Source organism: Bacillus sp. FSL W7-1582 (assembly GCF_038593325.1).
GTDB classification, from domain to species: Bacteria; Bacillota; Bacilli; order Bacillales; family Bacillaceae; genus Bacillus; species Bacillus altitudinis.
This window is the reverse complement of the sequence record NZ_CP151987.1, coordinates 1,171,430-1,187,587: the sequence shown is the minus strand read 5'-3', so window position 1 is coordinate 1,187,587 and position 16,158 is coordinate 1,171,430. Positions and strand designations below refer to the sequence as shown.

The 16,158-nt window shown below is 34.2% G+C and carries 20 protein-coding genes; 3 read left to right on the top strand and 17 right to left on the bottom strand.

The features are described 5' to 3' along the window. Positions 1–5: 5 nt before the first annotated feature. Entirely contained in the window at positions 6–1,667 is a 1,662-nt protein-coding gene (locus NSQ11_RS06030; protein WP_342501306.1) for a hypothetical protein, read from the bottom strand. A gap of 434 nt (positions 1,668–2,101) precedes the next feature. On the opposite strand from NSQ11_RS06030, the gene NSQ11_RS06025 reads away from it, so the two are divergent. Continuing rightward, positions 2,102–2,677 (top strand): recombinase family protein, encoded by a 576-nt coding sequence (locus NSQ11_RS06025; protein ID WP_106065033.1) that lies wholly within the window; start codon positions 2,102–2,104, stop codon positions 2,675–2,677. A 15-nt stretch (positions 2,678–2,692) separates the two neighbouring features. Here NSQ11_RS06025 and NSQ11_RS06020 read toward each other — a convergent pair whose 3' ends face one another. Next, positions 2,693–3,100 (bottom strand): phBC6A51 family helix-turn-helix protein, encoded by a 408-nt coding sequence (locus NSQ11_RS06020; protein ID WP_151020140.1) that lies wholly within the window; start codon positions 3,098–3,100, stop codon positions 2,693–2,695. A gap of 83 nt (positions 3,101–3,183) precedes the next feature. On the opposite strand from NSQ11_RS06020, the gene NSQ11_RS06015 reads away from it, so the two are divergent. Both NSQ11_RS06015 and NSQ11_RS06010 read left to right on the top strand, forming a co-directional pair. Continuing rightward, positions 3,184–3,855: a hypothetical protein gene (locus NSQ11_RS06015; RefSeq protein WP_270107744.1), complete on the top strand. Its 672-nt coding sequence runs from the start codon at positions 3,184–3,186 to the stop codon at positions 3,853–3,855. 85 nt (positions 3,856–3,940) lie between these two features. Beyond that, the gene (locus NSQ11_RS06010) at positions 3,941–4,555 is read left to right on the top strand and encodes a hypothetical protein (protein WP_270107745.1); all 615 of its coding nucleotides are present in this window, start codon (positions 3,941–3,943) and stop codon (positions 4,553–4,555) included. Here NSQ11_RS06010 and NSQ11_RS06005 read toward each other — a convergent pair. The 15 genes from NSQ11_RS06005 to NSQ11_RS05935 all read right to left on the bottom strand — a co-directional run bounded on the left by NSQ11_RS06005 (position 4,552) and on the right by NSQ11_RS05935 (position 16,040). Beyond that, complete coding sequence (locus tag NSQ11_RS06005; protein ID WP_270107746.1) at positions 4,552–5,070, bottom strand: hypothetical protein; 519 nt, start codon at positions 5,068–5,070, stop codon at positions 4,552–4,554. The two genes, NSQ11_RS06010 and NSQ11_RS06005, sit on opposite strands and share 4 nt — an antisense overlap. A gap of 48 nt (positions 5,071–5,118) precedes the next feature. Further along, positions 5,119–5,583, bottom strand: coding sequence for a hypothetical protein (locus NSQ11_RS06000; RefSeq protein ID WP_342501305.1), 465 nt, complete (start codon positions 5,581–5,583; stop codon positions 5,119–5,121). Positions 5,584–5,649: 66 nt separating this feature from the next. Beyond that, positions 5,650–6,450 (bottom strand): hypothetical protein, encoded by an 801-nt coding sequence (locus tag NSQ11_RS05995; protein ID WP_342501304.1) that lies wholly within the window; start codon positions 6,448–6,450, stop codon positions 5,650–5,652. Positions 6,451–6,493: 43 nt separating this feature from the next. After that, complete coding sequence (locus NSQ11_RS05990; protein WP_270107749.1) at positions 6,494–7,207, bottom strand: hypothetical protein; 714 nt, start codon at positions 7,205–7,207, stop codon at positions 6,494–6,496. After that, positions 7,204–7,671 (bottom strand): hypothetical protein, encoded by a 468-nt coding sequence (locus NSQ11_RS05985; RefSeq protein WP_106065025.1) that lies wholly within the window; start codon positions 7,669–7,671, stop codon positions 7,204–7,206. The genes NSQ11_RS05990 and NSQ11_RS05985 overlap by 4 nt, the downstream gene beginning before the upstream one ends. 480 nt (positions 7,672–8,151) lie before the next feature. Continuing rightward, entirely contained in the window at positions 8,152–8,352 is a 201-nt protein-coding gene (locus NSQ11_RS05980; protein ID WP_333482243.1) for a helix-turn-helix transcriptional regulator, read from the bottom strand. A 183-nt stretch (positions 8,353–8,535) separates the two neighbouring features. Next, positions 8,536–11,592 (bottom strand): hypothetical protein, encoded by a 3,057-nt coding sequence (locus NSQ11_RS05975; RefSeq protein WP_342501303.1) that lies wholly within the window; start codon positions 11,590–11,592, stop codon positions 8,536–8,538. Between the two features lie 329 nt (positions 11,593–11,921). After that, on the bottom strand, positions 11,922–12,983 hold the full coding sequence (locus NSQ11_RS05970) for a hypothetical protein (protein ID WP_270107751.1): 1,062 nt from the start codon (positions 12,981–12,983) through the stop codon (positions 11,922–11,924). Then, positions 12,958–13,272, bottom strand: a complete 315-nt coding sequence (locus NSQ11_RS05965; RefSeq protein ID WP_342501302.1) for a hypothetical protein — start codon at positions 13,270–13,272, stop codon at positions 12,958–12,960. Before NSQ11_RS05965 ends, NSQ11_RS05970 begins: the two co-directional genes overlap by 26 nt. Beyond that, positions 13,262–13,765 carry a hypothetical protein gene (locus tag NSQ11_RS05960; protein WP_342501301.1) on the bottom strand — a complete coding sequence of 168 codons (504 nt, stop codon included), beginning with the start codon at positions 13,763–13,765 and terminating at the stop codon, positions 13,262–13,264. Before NSQ11_RS05960 ends, NSQ11_RS05965 begins: the two co-directional genes overlap by 11 nt. A 68-nt stretch (positions 13,766–13,833) precedes the next feature. Beyond that, positions 13,834–14,061, bottom strand: a complete 228-nt coding sequence (locus NSQ11_RS05955; protein WP_342501300.1) for a hypothetical protein — start codon at positions 14,059–14,061, stop codon at positions 13,834–13,836. A gap of 18 nt (positions 14,062–14,079) precedes the next feature. Then, positions 14,080–14,202: a hypothetical protein gene (locus tag NSQ11_RS05950; RefSeq protein WP_270107755.1), complete on the bottom strand. Its 123-nt coding sequence runs from the start codon at positions 14,200–14,202 to the stop codon at positions 14,080–14,082. A gap of 35 nt (positions 14,203–14,237) precedes the next feature. Next, positions 14,238–15,398, bottom strand: a complete 1,161-nt coding sequence (locus NSQ11_RS05945; protein WP_342501299.1) for an AimR family lysis-lysogeny pheromone receptor — start codon at positions 15,396–15,398, stop codon at positions 14,238–14,240. Continuing rightward, the gene (locus tag NSQ11_RS05940) at positions 15,395–15,649 is read right to left on the bottom strand and encodes a hypothetical protein (RefSeq protein WP_342501298.1); all 255 of its coding nucleotides are present in this window, start codon (positions 15,647–15,649) and stop codon (positions 15,395–15,397) included. The genes NSQ11_RS05945 and NSQ11_RS05940 overlap by 4 nt, the downstream gene beginning before the upstream one ends. A 184-nt stretch (positions 15,650–15,833) precedes the next feature. Beyond that, complete coding sequence (locus NSQ11_RS05935) at positions 15,834–16,040, bottom strand: helix-turn-helix domain-containing protein (protein ID WP_254117491.1); 207 nt, start codon at positions 16,038–16,040, stop codon at positions 15,834–15,836. Positions 16,041–16,158 lie beyond the last annotated feature (118 nt).

Sequence of the window (16,158 nt, the reverse complement as noted above, 5' to 3'; positions counted from 1 at the left end):
CCTCTTTATAAGAAGAGCCAGTTCTTGGGTATTGATTGAACATATCCTATGTCTTCTACTTCATTTATTCTTTTAGACCATTCTGCAACTGCATCAGGAAAGTCGTCATAAGCAGAGAAATCCGCTCCAGCGAAATCTTTGAGTTGTTGGATAGCATCTTCATCGTCTTCATTAAAAATGATTCTCCCCATATTTACATCACCGACAATAGTGTTGATTCTGTCATCCTTGTTTTTAGTAACAGCATTATTCAACCACTCGATATTTCTGCCAGATAATTCAGGATCATTTTTAACTAATTCTTGAAGCTGAATTACATCCGCTCCGTTATATACGTTTTTCTCAATGTTGACAAAAGTAATGTCAGGATATTGTTTGAGTAGCTTTAATGTGCAAGCCATATAATCCTCATATTCACCCTTAAAGACAGTACCTTTACGAACGTATTTGATATTCATATCTGATATACTACCTACAACAAAAGCGTAATAGTCTTTTTTCTTCTTTTGTTTGTTTCGTGTTCCTGCTGGATCAATAGAAAGCATGGTTTTAACAAAGTCATGACTTTCAATTTTCTCAGCAGATTCAGTAATAATAGTTTTGAATTTCTTTTGTCCAGTAGAGGTGATAACACCTTGGACTTCCTGGTTATATGCAACTGGGTTTTCATAATAAGCAAGAGCCATTTCTAATGGGTTCCAGTAACTTTCCCACAGAATCGGAAATCTCATTTCCTTTTCATTTTGATAATAAAACTCTTTTGCATGTTGCAGCCTGTTCTCGTTTTTAGAATCTGAAAGAATGTCTTTAAATTCAGCCCATAGACCAGAATTAAACAATTCATCAATATCATCTATAAGAATCCCTTTTTCTTTGCGAACCTTCCAAGTTGCTAACTTTTGAAGCCTACTGTAGAAACACTCTGGATGCTGAATTGTTCCACATCCAATCATAATGCCACCTTGTCTAACCATTTTCCCATTTTCATCAAATTGTGGTTTTTGGAACGCAAAGTTAACATCTGAAGAAAAACGACTCCATTTTTTCTCTCTGTTTGCATCCGTAGCACAGTCGTCATTGTTTTGGTAATCATCTAAAATGGCCAACTCAATTCGAGTGTTTCCATACTTCCTACCCCTCATATCTGTTTTACTGCTGATACTTTCAACCATCGTTCCATTTGTAAACTCAAGTTGCGAAGAATTACAGATATATTTTTTGTTTGTGGGATCTAAAAGCTTGCCATAGCACGACTCAATATAAACGTTGCCTACAAAAACTTCTTTAATTTGCTTAATAAACTTTTCAGCAAGGTCACCAGTCGATGAGCATACTAATGTGAAAATTCTAAGCTTATTTGCAACAGAAAAAGAAACAGCTGGTAAGTTTGCGAAGGCACTTTTACCTGTTCCTCTTGGAAGAATATACGATTGCTTATCATGTGTATTACGCAAAAGCATTCCTTCAATGTCTTCCCATATCTCTCTATGAATAGGAGCTATTTCAGACGTATCAGGTGCTCTAAATGTATCTTGCAGGAAAAATAAACAGAAGAATTCAAGATTTTTCTGACCTAATTCCCAAGCCAATCCATGATAAGTGAATAAATCTTCTGAACGTTTCACCATCATATGAGATGCGAAGTCTTCTGCTTCTGTTTCAGTCATATTCTCTCTGATTGCCTGTTTGACTAAATATTCATATAAAAACATCCTATTTTCAGATGTGTTTATGTTGATTGATTTGGTTATTTTTATCACCTCGAAACTTTGAAAAATACTGCAAAAAATTTGTACCCTGCTATCGTTTAAAAGGGCATTTTCTAAAACAGAAAGGTGGGGGTTAAAGCCTGTTAGCTTCCTTCCTAAGCCACGTTATCTACTTCGATATATATTTGTATCAACTGTTTTATCGCTTCTATATCGAGCTTTAAACACTCTTATAATCTGCCTACAATTATGTGATTCCATAATGAATTCAAGTAATATCGGTGTCATAACTTTTAAGTATTGACACCACTTGAGACACCCAGTATAATTAAGGCATCAAAAGGTGTCATAACTTAGTGTCATAAATACATACTTAAAAAGGGGTGCTCAATATGAAATATGGTTATGCTCGTGTAAGTACACAAGGTCAAGACTTAACAGGTCAAATCGAACAATTGAAAGAGGAAGGTTGCGAAAAGATTTATCAGGAGAAATTCACAGGGACACGCCAAAAGGAAATTGAACGCCCGCAATTTAATGCCTTACTATCACAATTACACAAAGGAGACACCTTAGTAGTAACTAAACTTGATCGGTTTGCAAGATCAGCTAAAGATGCAATTGATGTAATTGAAGATTTGTTTGATAAAGGAATTAAAGTTCACGTTTTGAATATGGGACTCGTTGAGGATACGCCTACAGGCCGCTTGATATTTAATATCTTGAGCTCTTTTGCTCAGTTTGAAAGGGATATGATTGTAGAACGTACACAAGAAGGAAAAGCACGTGCGAAGCAAAGCGAGGACTTTAGAGAAGGGAGACCGAATAAGTTCTCAAAGAAGCAAATTCAGCACGCTCTTGAGCTATTAAATGATCATTCGTATAAGCAAGTTGAAGAAATAACAGGCATAAGCAAGAGCACACTAATTAGAGCTAAAAAGAAACAGCAAACCCTCTCTATGGTATAATATAGATGAGGGTTTTTATTGTTCTTCCTTAGATTTCTTCCACTTTTTAATTTCATCTTCGATTGTTTCTTTATCTACTTCATTAGACTTTGTTTCAGTGATTTCAACCTTAGATGTTGGAGTTCCTTCTGAATATGCCAGCAGCGTTTTGAGTGCGTCTAGCTGATCCTTAGTCTTTTGACTATCATCCATGCCGATATTCTCCAATTTTTTAAACCAATTTTTAGCTCTTGCGCTTCTTTCTTGCTGTGCTAAAAGTTTGAAGTTTTGTATCTCATTGTCCAGCTCCAGTGAATATTCCTTATCTTTTCTCCACAAGTATAATGCATTACGACTGACTCCAATTTCATCAGCAATAGCTTGCACTGTCATCCTTCCTTCAGCTAGTAATGAGATCGATTTTATCTTTCTTTCATCTAACATATTTTACTTTACACTCCTTTTTATTTACAAATTTTTGTTTTTTCGTTATAGTTTACCTATTAAATAGAATAGGGTGACTAATTATGTCTAAACACTCATTTCATCATATCCTTAACAATATGATTTTTAAAGATGTTCAACTAATTGAAGTATCAGATTACTACTATGAAATGGAAAAACACAGCCAAAATTCACAAAATAAATACAGTGAACAACTTATAAACGCTTTAAAAGCTAGTGAAGATGGATTAGCGGATGAAGAACTAGATGAGTACATTGCAGAAATTTATGCTAAAGGAGAGTATTACAAAAAAACACACGCTAAATTATTGAGAAAGAATACTTTTCTTGAAATATATTCTTTATTTGAAAACTATTTGAATAAAAAATGCGAGCTTTGCCAAGAGATTCTTGATATAGATATAGGTTTAAAAGATGTGCCGGGTAAAGGAATTAAAAGAGCGAAAGAATATTTAACAGAGCATGGTCAAATCACAGCCCCTTTCAGTAGCCATCTATGGAGGGATATTAAACTTTACGGTAAAGTAAGAAATGCCATAGTTCATGCAAATTCCACAGTTGAAAATAAGGAAGGTGAAAATAAGGAAGGTAAAAACAAGAAATTTGGAATAAAAAACTTACCTGGATTGATTGTTACACACAAAAATTCAGAGAATTTTTCCTTCACTTTAGATGAAAATTTCGTTCCATCCTGTTTAAAAACAGTAAGAGATTTTGTAGATTTATTAAAATAACCATATGCAATAACTGTTTATTTTAATCAAGTTTAAATACTAACTATCAACACTTAAACTCTAAATAATACTCAAAGGTGATAGAATGCATCAACTTAAAAATGCAACAGAAATTAGATTTACATTGGAATTAGAAAAGATTGAAAAATTTTATGAAGAGTTAGAGCGTAATCTTTCTAAAATGTCTTTAAAGAATGATGAACTTTTAAAAGAAGACACTTCATCATTAACAGAAGAAGAAGAGTTGAAATATTATGAAGATCATTTCGATGTAGATTCGTATAATAAATATAACATTTGGTTTCCGCAATTGACTAGGCAAGCACTATTTATTCAAGCTTTTTTTATTTTTGAATACTACCTAAATGAACTATGCATAGTATTTAAAGAAAAACAAAATCATAAAGTAAACTATAAAGAAATGCATGGTAATGGTATTACAAGAGCTCATCTCTATCTAAGTAAAATTTGCTCTATTGAAAAACCTTTCCAGACAAATGAATGGAAACTGATAAAAGATTATAATAAGGTTAGAAATGCCATTGCCCATGAAAACGGGGAATTAAATAAAGATGTCAACTTAAAAGGATTTGAAAAAATTGAATATAATAACAGCCCTGATACATTTATTCTCGAAGAGGATTTTGTCGACAATTTCTTAATTACCATAGAGGGTTTTAGGTCTAAATTTTATGATTAATCATTTTCTGTCACTCTAGTCTTTAAAACAACTGTTAACAATTCATCATTAAATTCATCAATGATATTGTTAACAGTTTCCTTTACTTCTTCACTTGGTTCGTAAAAAGGGTCTAATCTATGATTGGCCAATTGATCATTCTCAAACTCTAGCTTGGCAATATGATCTAGCATTTCTTTGGTAACTCTTTTGAATCCATCAATATCAAACATTTGTGTGTTGTTTACTTCAATAATATTTCCCGGTGGTACGCCAATAATAAGTTCCTTATTTACACCCTCAATAAATTCATCCATTGAAATACTATCTGCATTTCCCTTCTCCCAAGTATTAGCAGCTACTAAAATATGATGAAATTCACCCAATGATTTTAAAGTAGACATTTCTTTTTCCACTTCATCAAGCAATTTTTTTCTTTCTTTGTCTAAAAGCCGAATATCACCTGCTGTACTTCTAATCTTACCAATGATACCGTCTGCAATCTGCTGAACAGCAAAGTTATATTTCTTTTCCATTCTATAATCAACCCTCTCTAATTTTAATTCCATTCTGTTTTACGTGTCTTACAGCTCTTCTAACGCTTTAATAACTTGCTCCGTCTTATTATCCAATTCGCTGTCAACGAGCTGATCTACAGCATCCTCGACACTCTTGATATGATCTAACACCTTCTGAATGCTTTCTTCGGGAAACGACATCATAATCTGTCCCATCAACCCACTATCCACCAAGTTGATATGCGTACTCATTTTAGATTTCAGGTTGTTTGGGATTTTAAGGTTTGTAAATTTTTTGATGATCAAGAAATACAACCAATCAGTCATAGCAACTTCATCAATCTTCAAGCCTTTTTTATCTCCGTTGAAGTAATCGATATTTAACTCTTTTAAGACTTCCGCAATTTTACTGGGTGCAAACTCTGGATAAATATAAAGGTGGAACTCATCATTCAGTTGAACCTTCTTCTTCTCATCATATTTCTTAGTGAGTTCACCTAATGTCGTTAAATTCACTGCTTTTGTTGTCATTTTTCATTCTCCTTTTTGTGTGAATTATTAAGGGGTGTGCAACCTTTAATCGCACACCCAAGTAAATTAATCTCCTAAGTCTCCACCATCGTCAGGCGTTGAGTTGCCAGGTGTAGAAGGTGCTGCTCCTTTTGAGCCATCTCCATTACGTTTAACTCTTGCAAAACGTCCGATTTTCCCATCGTCATCAGCAAGCGCTCTGTACCCCAATTCTGGAGTAAATGGTTGTCCAGCTTCCAAAGACATATCAAACTCTCCTGAGAAGTTAACTTTAGGCAATTGGATATAAAGATCACTATAAGTTTTGTTAGTGATTGGATCATACTCAAGCGTATGAAGTTCTAGGTAATAGTTCTCCGAGAATTTATTACCATTGATTTCAACAGTTTCAGCATCAACTTCAATTAAGTAATGAACTGTAACTTGTTCACCTTTTTTAGCAAAAGTATTGGATAATGTATAACTCGTTCCAGAAACGGCAGTCTGATAGACTTCACCATTGGCTTTATTTGTGAATGTAACTTCTGAATCTTCTAAAGGTGTTTTTGTCAAGGTAACACCGTTTGAATCACTAACTGTTAGAACTTCGTCTTCGTAAACAGAAATAGTTTCATTCTCAATGGAAACTCCTTGCTGCATTGCCATGAAATCAAGATCAAAGAATGCGTTTCTGACGTTACCTGAAACCTCTTTGCTTGAGTTAATTACATATAAATCTTTGTTTCCCCAGCCGCCTTTTAAAAAGTCCTGCTGAACTTGCTGTGCGAGGGATGTTAATTGTGTTACGGCCGATCCAATCACTTTCCCTGTACTAATTTGTTTCATTGTCACTTTAGCGACTTCGTGAATAACTGTCTGCTTTGCCATTTCTAAATAAACAACTCCTTAAATAATAAAAAGACTGAATTTATCAGCCTAGTAATTTTTGTATTGAATCTGAATCTTTTTGTGACAAGTGATGTTTCTCCTCAGCGTATAGATTAATATGATCATCCCATCCATTAACCTTCACTTCTGAACTGACAGTAGCAAAAATAACAGACGCATCATGATTTTCTTTTTTAAGTATGCGGTGATATGTAAGATAAAGCTGGTAAAGTGACCACTCATTAATAGCGGAATAGTCTATGCCTGTCATTACTACAACCACACTAATCATGTCTGATAGATCAGCACCATTATCACTTGATTTTAATTCCTTAGAAATCTGATTAAGCTCTTCTATCTCTGAATTTGGTGATTTCTTGTCCTCGTTAATTAGATGCATCTTCAAAACAAGACTTCTCAACTCCATGAAGTTTTCATTCGATACCTTTAACATGATCTCTTTATCATTGAAAATCTTGATAAATATAGATTGATAAGCTTCTAAATACAGCGGATGCATCAAAATTAGTTGAAATAAACTACGACCACTAACCAGCTCTTCAATGTCCTGTGCATCAAGCTTATCTTTCAAGACCTGTCGCATAGATTCAGATATTTTATCTTTGTTGTCTGCCATCAATTGAAGATCACTTGAGAAATCAACATACTCTTTAATCTTGATGAAGTGACAATCCCCTATAGGTGTTTTTACAGGCTGACCAGTGCCGAAAAGCTGCATAAAATCATTTGATTTCATTTACTTGCACCAAAAGTAAAAACAAGCTTATAACCGATATAGCCTTTCGGAGAATTTGGGATTAGCAATCGCTTATAATTCACAATTTTTCCGAAGCCAGTTGCTCTGCTATCAAAAAGTAGCTGTGCAAGATTGTCTTGAATCTTTAAGTTTCTTAATTCAATTTGTTCCACTTCATCAATACTGGTATAGATGTCAATCATGATATCTTGGGATTGAATTTGTAGGTTATTTGTGGGAGTACCATTTGCTAAGTACATACACATTCTAGCAATTGGTTTTTCATCTTCCAGATCATCTGTTTTGGGGGATCTGTAGATTAACAAGGGGATTTGATCATCATTTGTTACATCTGGATGATCTGAAGATAGTGGGGATTCTTTATAGAATAAGAACCTATTATTCTTTTCATTAGATGAAATCAGCCTGTAAATATCCAAAAAGTTTTTCTCAATGTTACTCATTTAAACGTGTCACCTCCTTTATCCAATGAGGGACTAAACTTGTCATAGAAATCTCTTTCTTTATATTCTGTTCAACTCGTTCCAGTATGACAGGATCAATTTTGCTATAGATTTTTTGAAAATCTGTATTGGGATTTGGGTTTCCCCATTTTGGTTTAAACATGGCTTACACCATCCATTTATATGAAATATTATCGTTTGAATTTTTTTAGTTGTACGAATACAGGAGCGCATATAGCGCCCCAACACTCATACAAAAAGGAGAAATAAAAATGTTTGTAACTTTCGGGGGCAGTGGGCTGTATCTTACAAACCTCACCTAATCATTCGTTTTTCTGGAGGCGAAATGAAATGATTACAAAACTACAAAACGTGAACGCAAATTCATTTGTTTTTGGTAAGGTCGCTGAAATTGCTAGGTACAACCCTTATTCGCTGTTTCCGCAACAAACGGTATTGTAGTGACGACCAAAAAAATTGCTACTTTTTCTTCCATACGAGCTCAGGGCGAGAATAAACAAATTCGACAAGTCGATTTAATTTTTCTCTTGAAATTTCGCACTCGAAAGTGAAGTATTTACTTAAATGAGACTGGGTACAACCGCAATGCTTGGCTGCTTCCACTTGGGTTATTCTTCTTTTTTGCATAGCTTGTCTTAGTTCAAATCGTTCGATATTCATTTATTCTAGTCCCGACTCCTTTCGCAAGATTTATTTAATCATTGCGTTATCATTCATTTTTATGTTATGTTTTAAATGGGAAATTATTTATTCCCTAGTATACGGTTATAGAAATTCATATGAACATAAAAAACCCTTGTTGTATCAAGGGTTCTTCGTGTATCCATTAATCTGTTATCAAATTCAAGCGGACATTTTTCTACTTTTTCTCGCAATCGCTTTTCTATCCGCATCCAACTGTTTACGATGATCTTTATAACAATCCTCGCATAAGTAATGTCGTCTGGCATTCAGATCACTCAACTTGTTTTCACAATGATGGTTTTTACATTCAGCAATCACATTTAAATTTGTCTTCAGATTCCATAGGAGATCATTCCCAAAGCATCCCCATAATGTATCCTTGAATTTTGTCTTCTTAATGAAGAATAGATATTCAACTAAGATATCAAGTACTTCAGTTTTTGTCACATTTAGATTCAATAGTTCGTTAGTGAACACCTTATACACAAACCATTTTTTATCAGATCTCTTTTCTTCCTTTTTCTCTTGATTGCTTAATCTGTATTTATTCGTATCCATCATTTTGTACACTTTGATCACTTCAACCATCTTTAATAAATCTGAATCCCCAAGATTTATCTTCAATTCACGCATTACACATTCGTTTAATCTTCTAATTCTTTCTAGCAATCTAGGGCTACGATCAGGTGCGCTTAAACTCTCATAATATTTCGCTTTGTATAATTCTTTATACTCTTTAAGGAGTTGGTCTAATTTATCAATATTTTCTTTTGTTAATGATTTTTTCTTATGTAATTTCGGACTCAAGAAAAGTCTGTAATTAAACTCTAATGGATCCAACGCCTTATCAAAACTTCTTTTCGTTTCTCTTGCAGTCGGCATAATTATACCTATCTTATCAACAGTCATAGCACCATTAGGCATTTCAACGTTCTTCTCATCCTTGTCTTTCGCATATTTGAAGAAATATGGCAGCTTTCGCCTTCTTGTTTTATAACCTTCTTCAATTTTCAAAAACTTTTCAATTTCATTGCTAGCATGTGTAGCCCTCGTTGGCTGGTATAGCGTTTTTGCATAGTCTATTCCAAAGTTATTCTCCATCGTTAACCATTTGATTACATCAAGATTTACATCATTGCTATTCCAAACTTTTGATATGTTATTAGAAAACTCTCCGATGTTGACCTTGAAAGAACTTCTCAGATTGTCATATATTTTGCCGTTTTCAATGATATCTTTCTGAGCAGATTCCATTTCATAATAAAGAGGAAGAATTTCATCATGTTGGCCAACCTTCATATTTCTTTTAGCAATACTGACAAATTCCTTATCGCTTACAACAAGAGCCTTATCACCATCAAAATCAAACTGCAGTAACCTAAATAGAGAGTCTTTGTTTGATGTATAGATTCCTTTTGTGAAGAACCATTTCTTCGTTTTTTCGTTTATCACATTGGATCTGATGCCATGCTCTCTATAAAGGTGAGGAGAACGAAGCACATCAATTTCTAAGCTGTCTTCATATAAATTACAGCTAACCTCTCCATCTTCAATTAATCCGTTTGGATTTTTCTCGCCATTGAACCAAAATTCACAAGCTGCGTACAGGTCGGGTATTAAGAAAGTATGATGTGATCCTTTTAACTTTATTTTTCCTGCTTTAGCTTCCTTGATCATCCTCGCTTTAATTTCCTTGATCGTTTCTTTCACATGATTATCTTTTAATAAACTAGGATATACAAATAGAGCTTCCTGGAGATTGCTTCTTTTCTCATTTTCTTCAACGGCTCCCATAACACCTAACATGGCATCAGTGCTCTGATAAAGTGTTTTGATCTCATTAATCGTAAGTTTTGTTAATCTTGTCATTTCGCTGTCTGTGATGTCCGTTAAGGTTTGAAGCATTTGATAATTAAGCTTACTTGTCTTTAAGTTCTCCTCTTCCTCATTTAGTTTGGATGCTTCACAATTATATTCCTTGAAACAGCGTTTGTAGTGATCCCACTTACTTTCACTTTCGTTGCCATAATAGCTCCACATTTTAAATTGAGACTTTGTAAGGATCATGTGAATATCGTCTACCAGCACATCCCATTCACGACCATCAATGTCTTTTATAATTGATTTACCATGCTCTTTTGCAAACTGTTTGAAATCGAAAGGTACTAGCATCCCCTTCATAAATGGTGCTCTGAATTGAAATGGTTTATCTGCAACAGTTGGCAATATCATTCCGCAGCCATCAGTCTGATCGACTGGGATAGTCATCTTCTTCCGAGTTATTTCATATGTATTACGATCAATATAGTCAAAGCTTCCTTCAATTTCATTCTCAAAATCTGGAACAACTATAGCTTTATCAATATCGAAGCCTTCCCATACAGAACTAGCACTATTACTTAGGGCGAGATAAGCATTCCATTTATTGATATTCATGCCGCCTTTAGAGTTGATCAACTTTTCATCGAGTCCGCACATTAAGGTTGTTTTGTGCTTATTTAGCGATGACCTCTTGATGAATACACCTTTCTTATCACGAATCTGACCAGCAGATGAGGCATAATAGTCGTACTGCTTTTTATTGAACTTAAATCCTTTTTTGATCAGACTGCCGAAAACTTCTTCATAAAAACTTTCAACAATAATAATTTCATCTGAAGGTTGTTCGTTTTCTGTTTCAATCCCTAATGTTCTAGTTAAGGTTGATTCAAAAATTCCAATAACCTTGTTAATATTGATATCTCCAGTATTCTTGTATCTGATTGCATCGAGATTGAGTTCCCTTGTCCTTTTAAAGTCAGACATCAATTCTTTCATTTTCTTCTTATTCTGGTTTTTAATAAGATTAGCAATCCCACACAATTTAACAATCTTTCTTCTAGTAAGACCTTCATCCTTCAACACTTCTATATTCTTCAGCTGCTTTTCTTCTGTACCTTCCAGCTCCTTTTTGGCAACTATCTTCAAGGAATCAACATAATGAGTAATTATATTTTTGGCAGGCCGATGTTTTTTCATTTCTCCTTCTTGCTTCTCTGTTAGTTCAATTGTATCCCTTGCGCTTAGACTAGTATTGCTACTTTTGACTTCTTTCAAAAATTCAACGAAGTAAGTCAAGCTAATATTTTCATTATTGATGATCTGTTCCTCTGGTGTAAAAAATGCTGATGTGTCTAATGAGTAAATGTATACTTGCTTTGATAAGTTTGATTTCAACGAATCTCCTCCAAATTGTTATTTCTATCACGAAGAATGATTAACTTGTTAATCATGATGAGAAGGTGTACAAAGCTTGCTTTGTGCAACTGCTCTTTTGTATGTGAGTGTTTATGTAATACATGGGGGGATGCTTTAGATAGACAATTTTCCACTACGTTCCAAATTATCTATCATGCAGCCAACCATCCCCCATACCCCCTTCAGACTGTGATTGGGATTTTGTTTTTTCTTTTAAAGAATGTTTTTCTCTAATATGTAAAGTGGAAAAAATAACGGATTGAAACGTTTTGCTCTTATACTTCTATAGGAAGTCTAAACCGTCAATTTTATAGTCCGTCAGGCAAGCTATATTCAATCTCAAAATCCAACTCATCTATTTCTTCAAGTTCCAAAATTTCTTGAGAGATAATCTTTGCATTATCTTTAATCACAATATCTATTAACTTCTTAATATCTTCAGAATATGACTGTTCAAGTCTAAATTCCTTTTGTTGTGGCAATTCACTTTCAGTTTCGTGTCTTTTAGAACCGTTGATAGCTAATTTTTTACAGGCTTTTTCATTAAGCTCATTTTGATGTCGTTGCCTGTCTGATTTGTTCAACAGAAAATCCAATAGTTTATCAGACTCTTCTTTCAAATATTTATCGTTCGGTGTGATTTCATATGCAGAATAATAAAAATCAATACCTCCAAGTTCTTTTAAGAGTTTTTTTGACTTTTCACAAAACTCCTTCCAGTCTTTTGAGATTCTAAGACTTTTGAGGTTTGTATAACCGAGCGAGAGCATCGTGCTTCTCTCAGAAAATAAAATTAGACGCTTTTCGTCAGGCGAAGCTAAACTATGCATCCCATTTTTACTTACCTTTGTTACAGTATTACAAATAATCAGCCTTTTATTTTGAAGGGTTTTTAAAGCCAACTCAATCGCTCTTTTAAAAGAGTCATTTGTAGTATAGTAAAAGTCACTTACCACTTGCCTATCTACTTTACAAAATATAGATAAAGCTTTTTTTCTTTTAAAACAATGGCTGTAGTTTAGATTCACTAGATTGAGTTCCCTTAGAAATTTACTTTTGCTGATTATCAGGTTTTCACTATTCCTTTTCTGAGCTAACAGATCAAGAATTAAAATTTGCATGATGTCGCCATAAACAGTGTTATTTCCTTTCCGCTTCCTCTTTTCAAGTGGAGTTTCATAAACTTGATCAATGGTAATTAGATGTCCAACTTTGTTATATGTACAGTACCTTTCCAACTCTCTAAACTGCGCTTTCTTCGTATCTGATGATTTTTTCACTTCAATCCCTAATTCTTGGCACATAACTTTATAATTTTTGAATTGTTTTCCTGGTTTTAAAATTTCAATTTTTATAATTATCGCTCCCATGTTTTTCAGTAATAATATCTATGTAATATCTCGCTGTCTCTCTGCAGCTGCTATCGCTATGTTCATCTGTTGCGATCTCATACATGTACTTTATGTATTCCTCATCTAACCCTAGCTCCGCTATAAAATCCGTAAGCATTGCTATTTGATTCTCAAAGTGTTTTAACGCTTTGTTAGTGTTGTCCAAACCAATTTCCAGCGCATATTGATTATTCTGAAGAAACTGTATCTCAGCGTCCTTCTCGTCCTCAAATACTTGATCAGTGTAATAGTGGTTATTATTTTGCATGTAGGACAACAACTCTCCTTTCTTCATCACAATCCAATTTGCATAAAAGAGTTGTTTTACCTACTTCTAATTCCCTTATGTATTTCAACTTGCCGCTTTCAATTAAATCAATATGTATGGTCGCTTCAGGACAGTATTCACTTGCAACGATTAATGAGTCACCTTCTTCATTCCATTTAATTATGTTCATTCTGTGATAACCGTCAGAAGTGAATGAGTTCATACTTCTGATCATTACACCTATGTCTTTTCTTAGATTAGTCGTTGACTCTCGATAGAGAATTTTTTTACACACACCTTTATTCATCCTATAAGGCATTTTGATGATCGCTGACTCGAAATAGTTTAATTTCACTAAATCAGCTACAAATCCATTAGTGATCAGCAGCGCATTCAATTCAGGGTTATAATATGTACCGTTGTTTTTTAATTCAGTTGTGAATCCAAGATCCTCTGCCATGCTTGCGATAGCCATGCTTCTGAATTTACCCAATCGCTTCCGCCTTCCTTTATACAGGAACAGACTTGTCCAGAATTGAACAAGTCAAAAATTATAATTTGTTAAAATACATTAGACTCTACGTCTTCATAAAAGGCCTTCAACCACTCTTTAGTATCATGATCTTCTATGTCTTGTTTTTCAATAAATTCTTTAAAGGCTTCGAAGTCTCCGTCTCCTGTTGCAAAAAATTTCCCAAATAATTTCCGTACTTTTAGATGATTATTAACACCGTTTGGGGAATCTTCATTTGGAACCAATAGATTATCAAAATTATTGTGATTAGACATTTTTCCACCTCCATTTTATTAAGCGCCACGTCCAAATCCTGCTGTGCTGTAATCAGAAGCAGTATCAATTTGTGTACCTGTAGCTACACCTCCGAAGAAAATTGCAGCTGCTACAATAGTAATTGCGAATACTTTTTTCATTTACTCACCTCCTTTCAAGTGACAAGTTTTGAATGTTAAATTGCCAATACTTCTAAAACGAGTTTATCTGCACCTAATTTTTCAAGTTCAAGTAATGGCAAGCTAACAGAGAATTTGTCACCACTTAATTTGAAGTGTCTAATAGACTTATAGAAATAGTCCTTTGAGCGATGTAACAGACCTTTGAGGTACATATGCATACCTAACTGATTATCATCATGTTCCTCAGCTTCTAGGCTATCTAAAATCGATTTGGCAAGTTCTAGTTCCCCCTTGCGAATATAAGCGTGAGCCACTTCTTGTCTATCAGTAATTTCATCTGAATCGTAATTCAACCACTTATTTTCTTTCCCCCATAAGTTTTCAAGGAAGCACAAGCTTCTTAACGCTTGAATTGCTCTCTCTCTGTTTTCAGTTGAATGTTCTAAAGCCGACAAGAAGCAACGTTTGCTTGTTGAGTAGTCAGTAAACATTAAAGAGTTTCCTTGGGCTAAATATGAATAGGCTGTGATTCTTCTTACATTGGAATTAAGGATGCCGTAGCTTGTGTAGTAATGAACCTTATCAAGCTGATTTTGGTTTAATGCACAGTTAGCCAGAAGTAACATCAATCGACTATGGAATGATTGTTTAACAAATGAGTCATCTAGTTTATCAATGAAAACATTTTCGGATAATGATTCAAGTCTATTGAAGTAGTTGTTCCATAATGCTGGATACATTGGAATGATCATACTGTAAACCTTCATTTCCTCAGTCTTTAAGTTTAAGCTCCCTAGTGATTTGATTAAATTTTCAAAATTCAAAAGACCCTTTTCTGCATCTCTTTGTAACTTATACGTTTTTGCCCACTCTACACTTTTAACGTTAGCTGTGTTATTTAAAATAAACTCAATATGGGCATCAAGCTTTTCAATTTCAGCGTTAACAGAAAAGTATTCTAACGCTTGTCTTGAGCATTGCTTTCCTGGATCGAGCGTTGGTATGTATTCACTCATCATTTCCATTTCTCTGCCTGGATCAATTTCTTTAACAATATCTATGATGCTTTGAATATCAGATGTTTCCTTACTAGGTTCGTTTAGAAATCGGTAAAAACCACTCCTATCTGTATACCCTGCTAACTTTGCCAATTTCATAGCCAATGAAGAATCGTCTTCACACTTGCTTTTGAAGAATGCTTTTAATTTGCTCAATCCAATATCCCCCTAGTTTCCTCTATAATGAATTGCAATGTTTTATCTATCTCAACATCAGCTGCAGGATCAAATAGCTTGATCATCTTGTTGATTTCACTCTTTGGTAGCAAGTCAAATTCTCTGATATGCCTGTTGTGCTGAAGCCATAATGGAAATCGGTCTATTAGATCGTCATTCTGCGCTATGAACTCATGCATCATTATGTTTTGTGCTAGTTGCCAAGATGAGAAGTTTTGCATATCTCTCATTATAATTCACCTCTCTTCCAATTAGATGTAAATTTTTAATTGTGGGTTATTCGGTTGTCAAAGAACGTGAGTTGATCTAGGTTGAGTTGGAGTAGTGCCAGTCTATTTTTCTATTAGATATGTAGAAACTGTTCATTTGGATCACTCCGATTATGTAATAGGGTGTTGCTTATGTATTCGTTTATTAAGCAAAGTTACCTTCGCCATACCACCATCTTTTAAAACTTTCTGTAGGTACTTTTATTCTATTTTTACCCACTCTTACCACATGAAACTTTCCACTTTTGCATAGTGCATATGCAGTGTCTCGTCCAGCTCCTGTGATACGTCTAATATCTTGCACATCAAGCGCAACTTTCTCTAAAAGCGTGTTTAGTTCTTCTTGAGTCATACATTCACCTCCTTCAGTTTTCTGATTCACCCTATTTTGTAGGCATGAACCAATCATATAATTAAATAATTAATAAATCAATAGTTATTTAATATTTTTATTTGATTACCTGTTATTT

Bases quoted from the DNA above. Each gene is read 5' to 3' on its own strand.
- NSQ11_RS06030 (WP_342501306.1), bottom strand. From the start codon at position 1,667: ATGACTGAAACAGAAGCAGAAGACTTCGCATCTCATATGATGGTGAAA.
- NSQ11_RS06015 (WP_270107744.1), top strand. From the start codon at position 3,184: ATGTCTAAACACTCATTTCATCATATCCTTAACAATATGATTTTTAAA.
- NSQ11_RS05950 (WP_270107755.1), bottom strand. From the start codon at position 14,202: ATGAAAAAAGTATTCGCAATTACTATTGTAGCAGCTGCAATTTTCTTC.
- NSQ11_RS05940 (WP_342501298.1), bottom strand. From the start codon at position 15,649: ATGAGAGATATGCAAAACTTCTCATCTTGGCAACTAGCACAAAACATA.
- NSQ11_RS05990 (WP_270107749.1), bottom strand. From the start codon at position 7,207: ATGAAATCAAATGATTTTATGCAGCTTTTCGGCACTGGTCAGCCTGTA.
- NSQ11_RS06005 (WP_270107746.1), bottom strand. From the start codon at position 5,070: ATGGAAAAGAAATATAACTTTGCTGTTCAGCAGATTGCAGACGGTATC.
- NSQ11_RS05965 (WP_342501302.1), bottom strand. From the start codon at position 13,272: ATGCAAAATAATAACCACTATTACACTGATCAAGTATTTGAGGACGAG.
- NSQ11_RS05980 (WP_333482243.1), bottom strand. From the start codon at position 8,352: ATGAATATCGAACGATTTGAACTAAGACAAGCTATGCAAAAAAGAAGA.
- NSQ11_RS05995 (WP_342501304.1), bottom strand. From the start codon at position 6,450: ATGGCAAAGCAGACAGTTATTCACGAAGTCGCTAAAGTGACAATGAAA.
- NSQ11_RS06010 (WP_270107745.1), top strand. From the start codon at position 3,941: ATGCATCAACTTAAAAATGCAACAGAAATTAGATTTACATTGGAATTA.
- NSQ11_RS06025 (WP_106065033.1), top strand. From the start codon at position 2,102: ATGAAATATGGTTATGCTCGTGTAAGTACACAAGGTCAAGACTTAACA.
- NSQ11_RS05970 (WP_270107751.1), bottom strand. From the start codon at position 12,983: ATGGGAGCGATAATTATAAAAATTGAAATTTTAAAACCAGGAAAACAA.
- NSQ11_RS05935 (WP_254117491.1), bottom strand. From the start codon at position 16,040: ATGACTCAAGAAGAACTAAACACGCTTTTAGAGAAAGTTGCGCTTGAT.
- NSQ11_RS06000 (WP_342501305.1), bottom strand. From the start codon at position 5,583: ATGACAACAAAAGCAGTGAATTTAACGACATTAGGTGAACTCACTAAG.
- NSQ11_RS05985 (WP_106065025.1), bottom strand. From the start codon at position 7,671: ATGAGTAACATTGAGAAAAACTTTTTGGATATTTACAGGCTGATTTCA.
- NSQ11_RS05955 (WP_342501300.1), bottom strand. From the start codon at position 14,061: ATGTCTAATCACAATAATTTTGATAATCTATTGGTTCCAAATGAAGAT.
- NSQ11_RS06020 (WP_151020140.1), bottom strand. From the start codon at position 3,100: ATGTTAGATGAAAGAAAGATAAAATCGATCTCATTACTAGCTGAAGGA.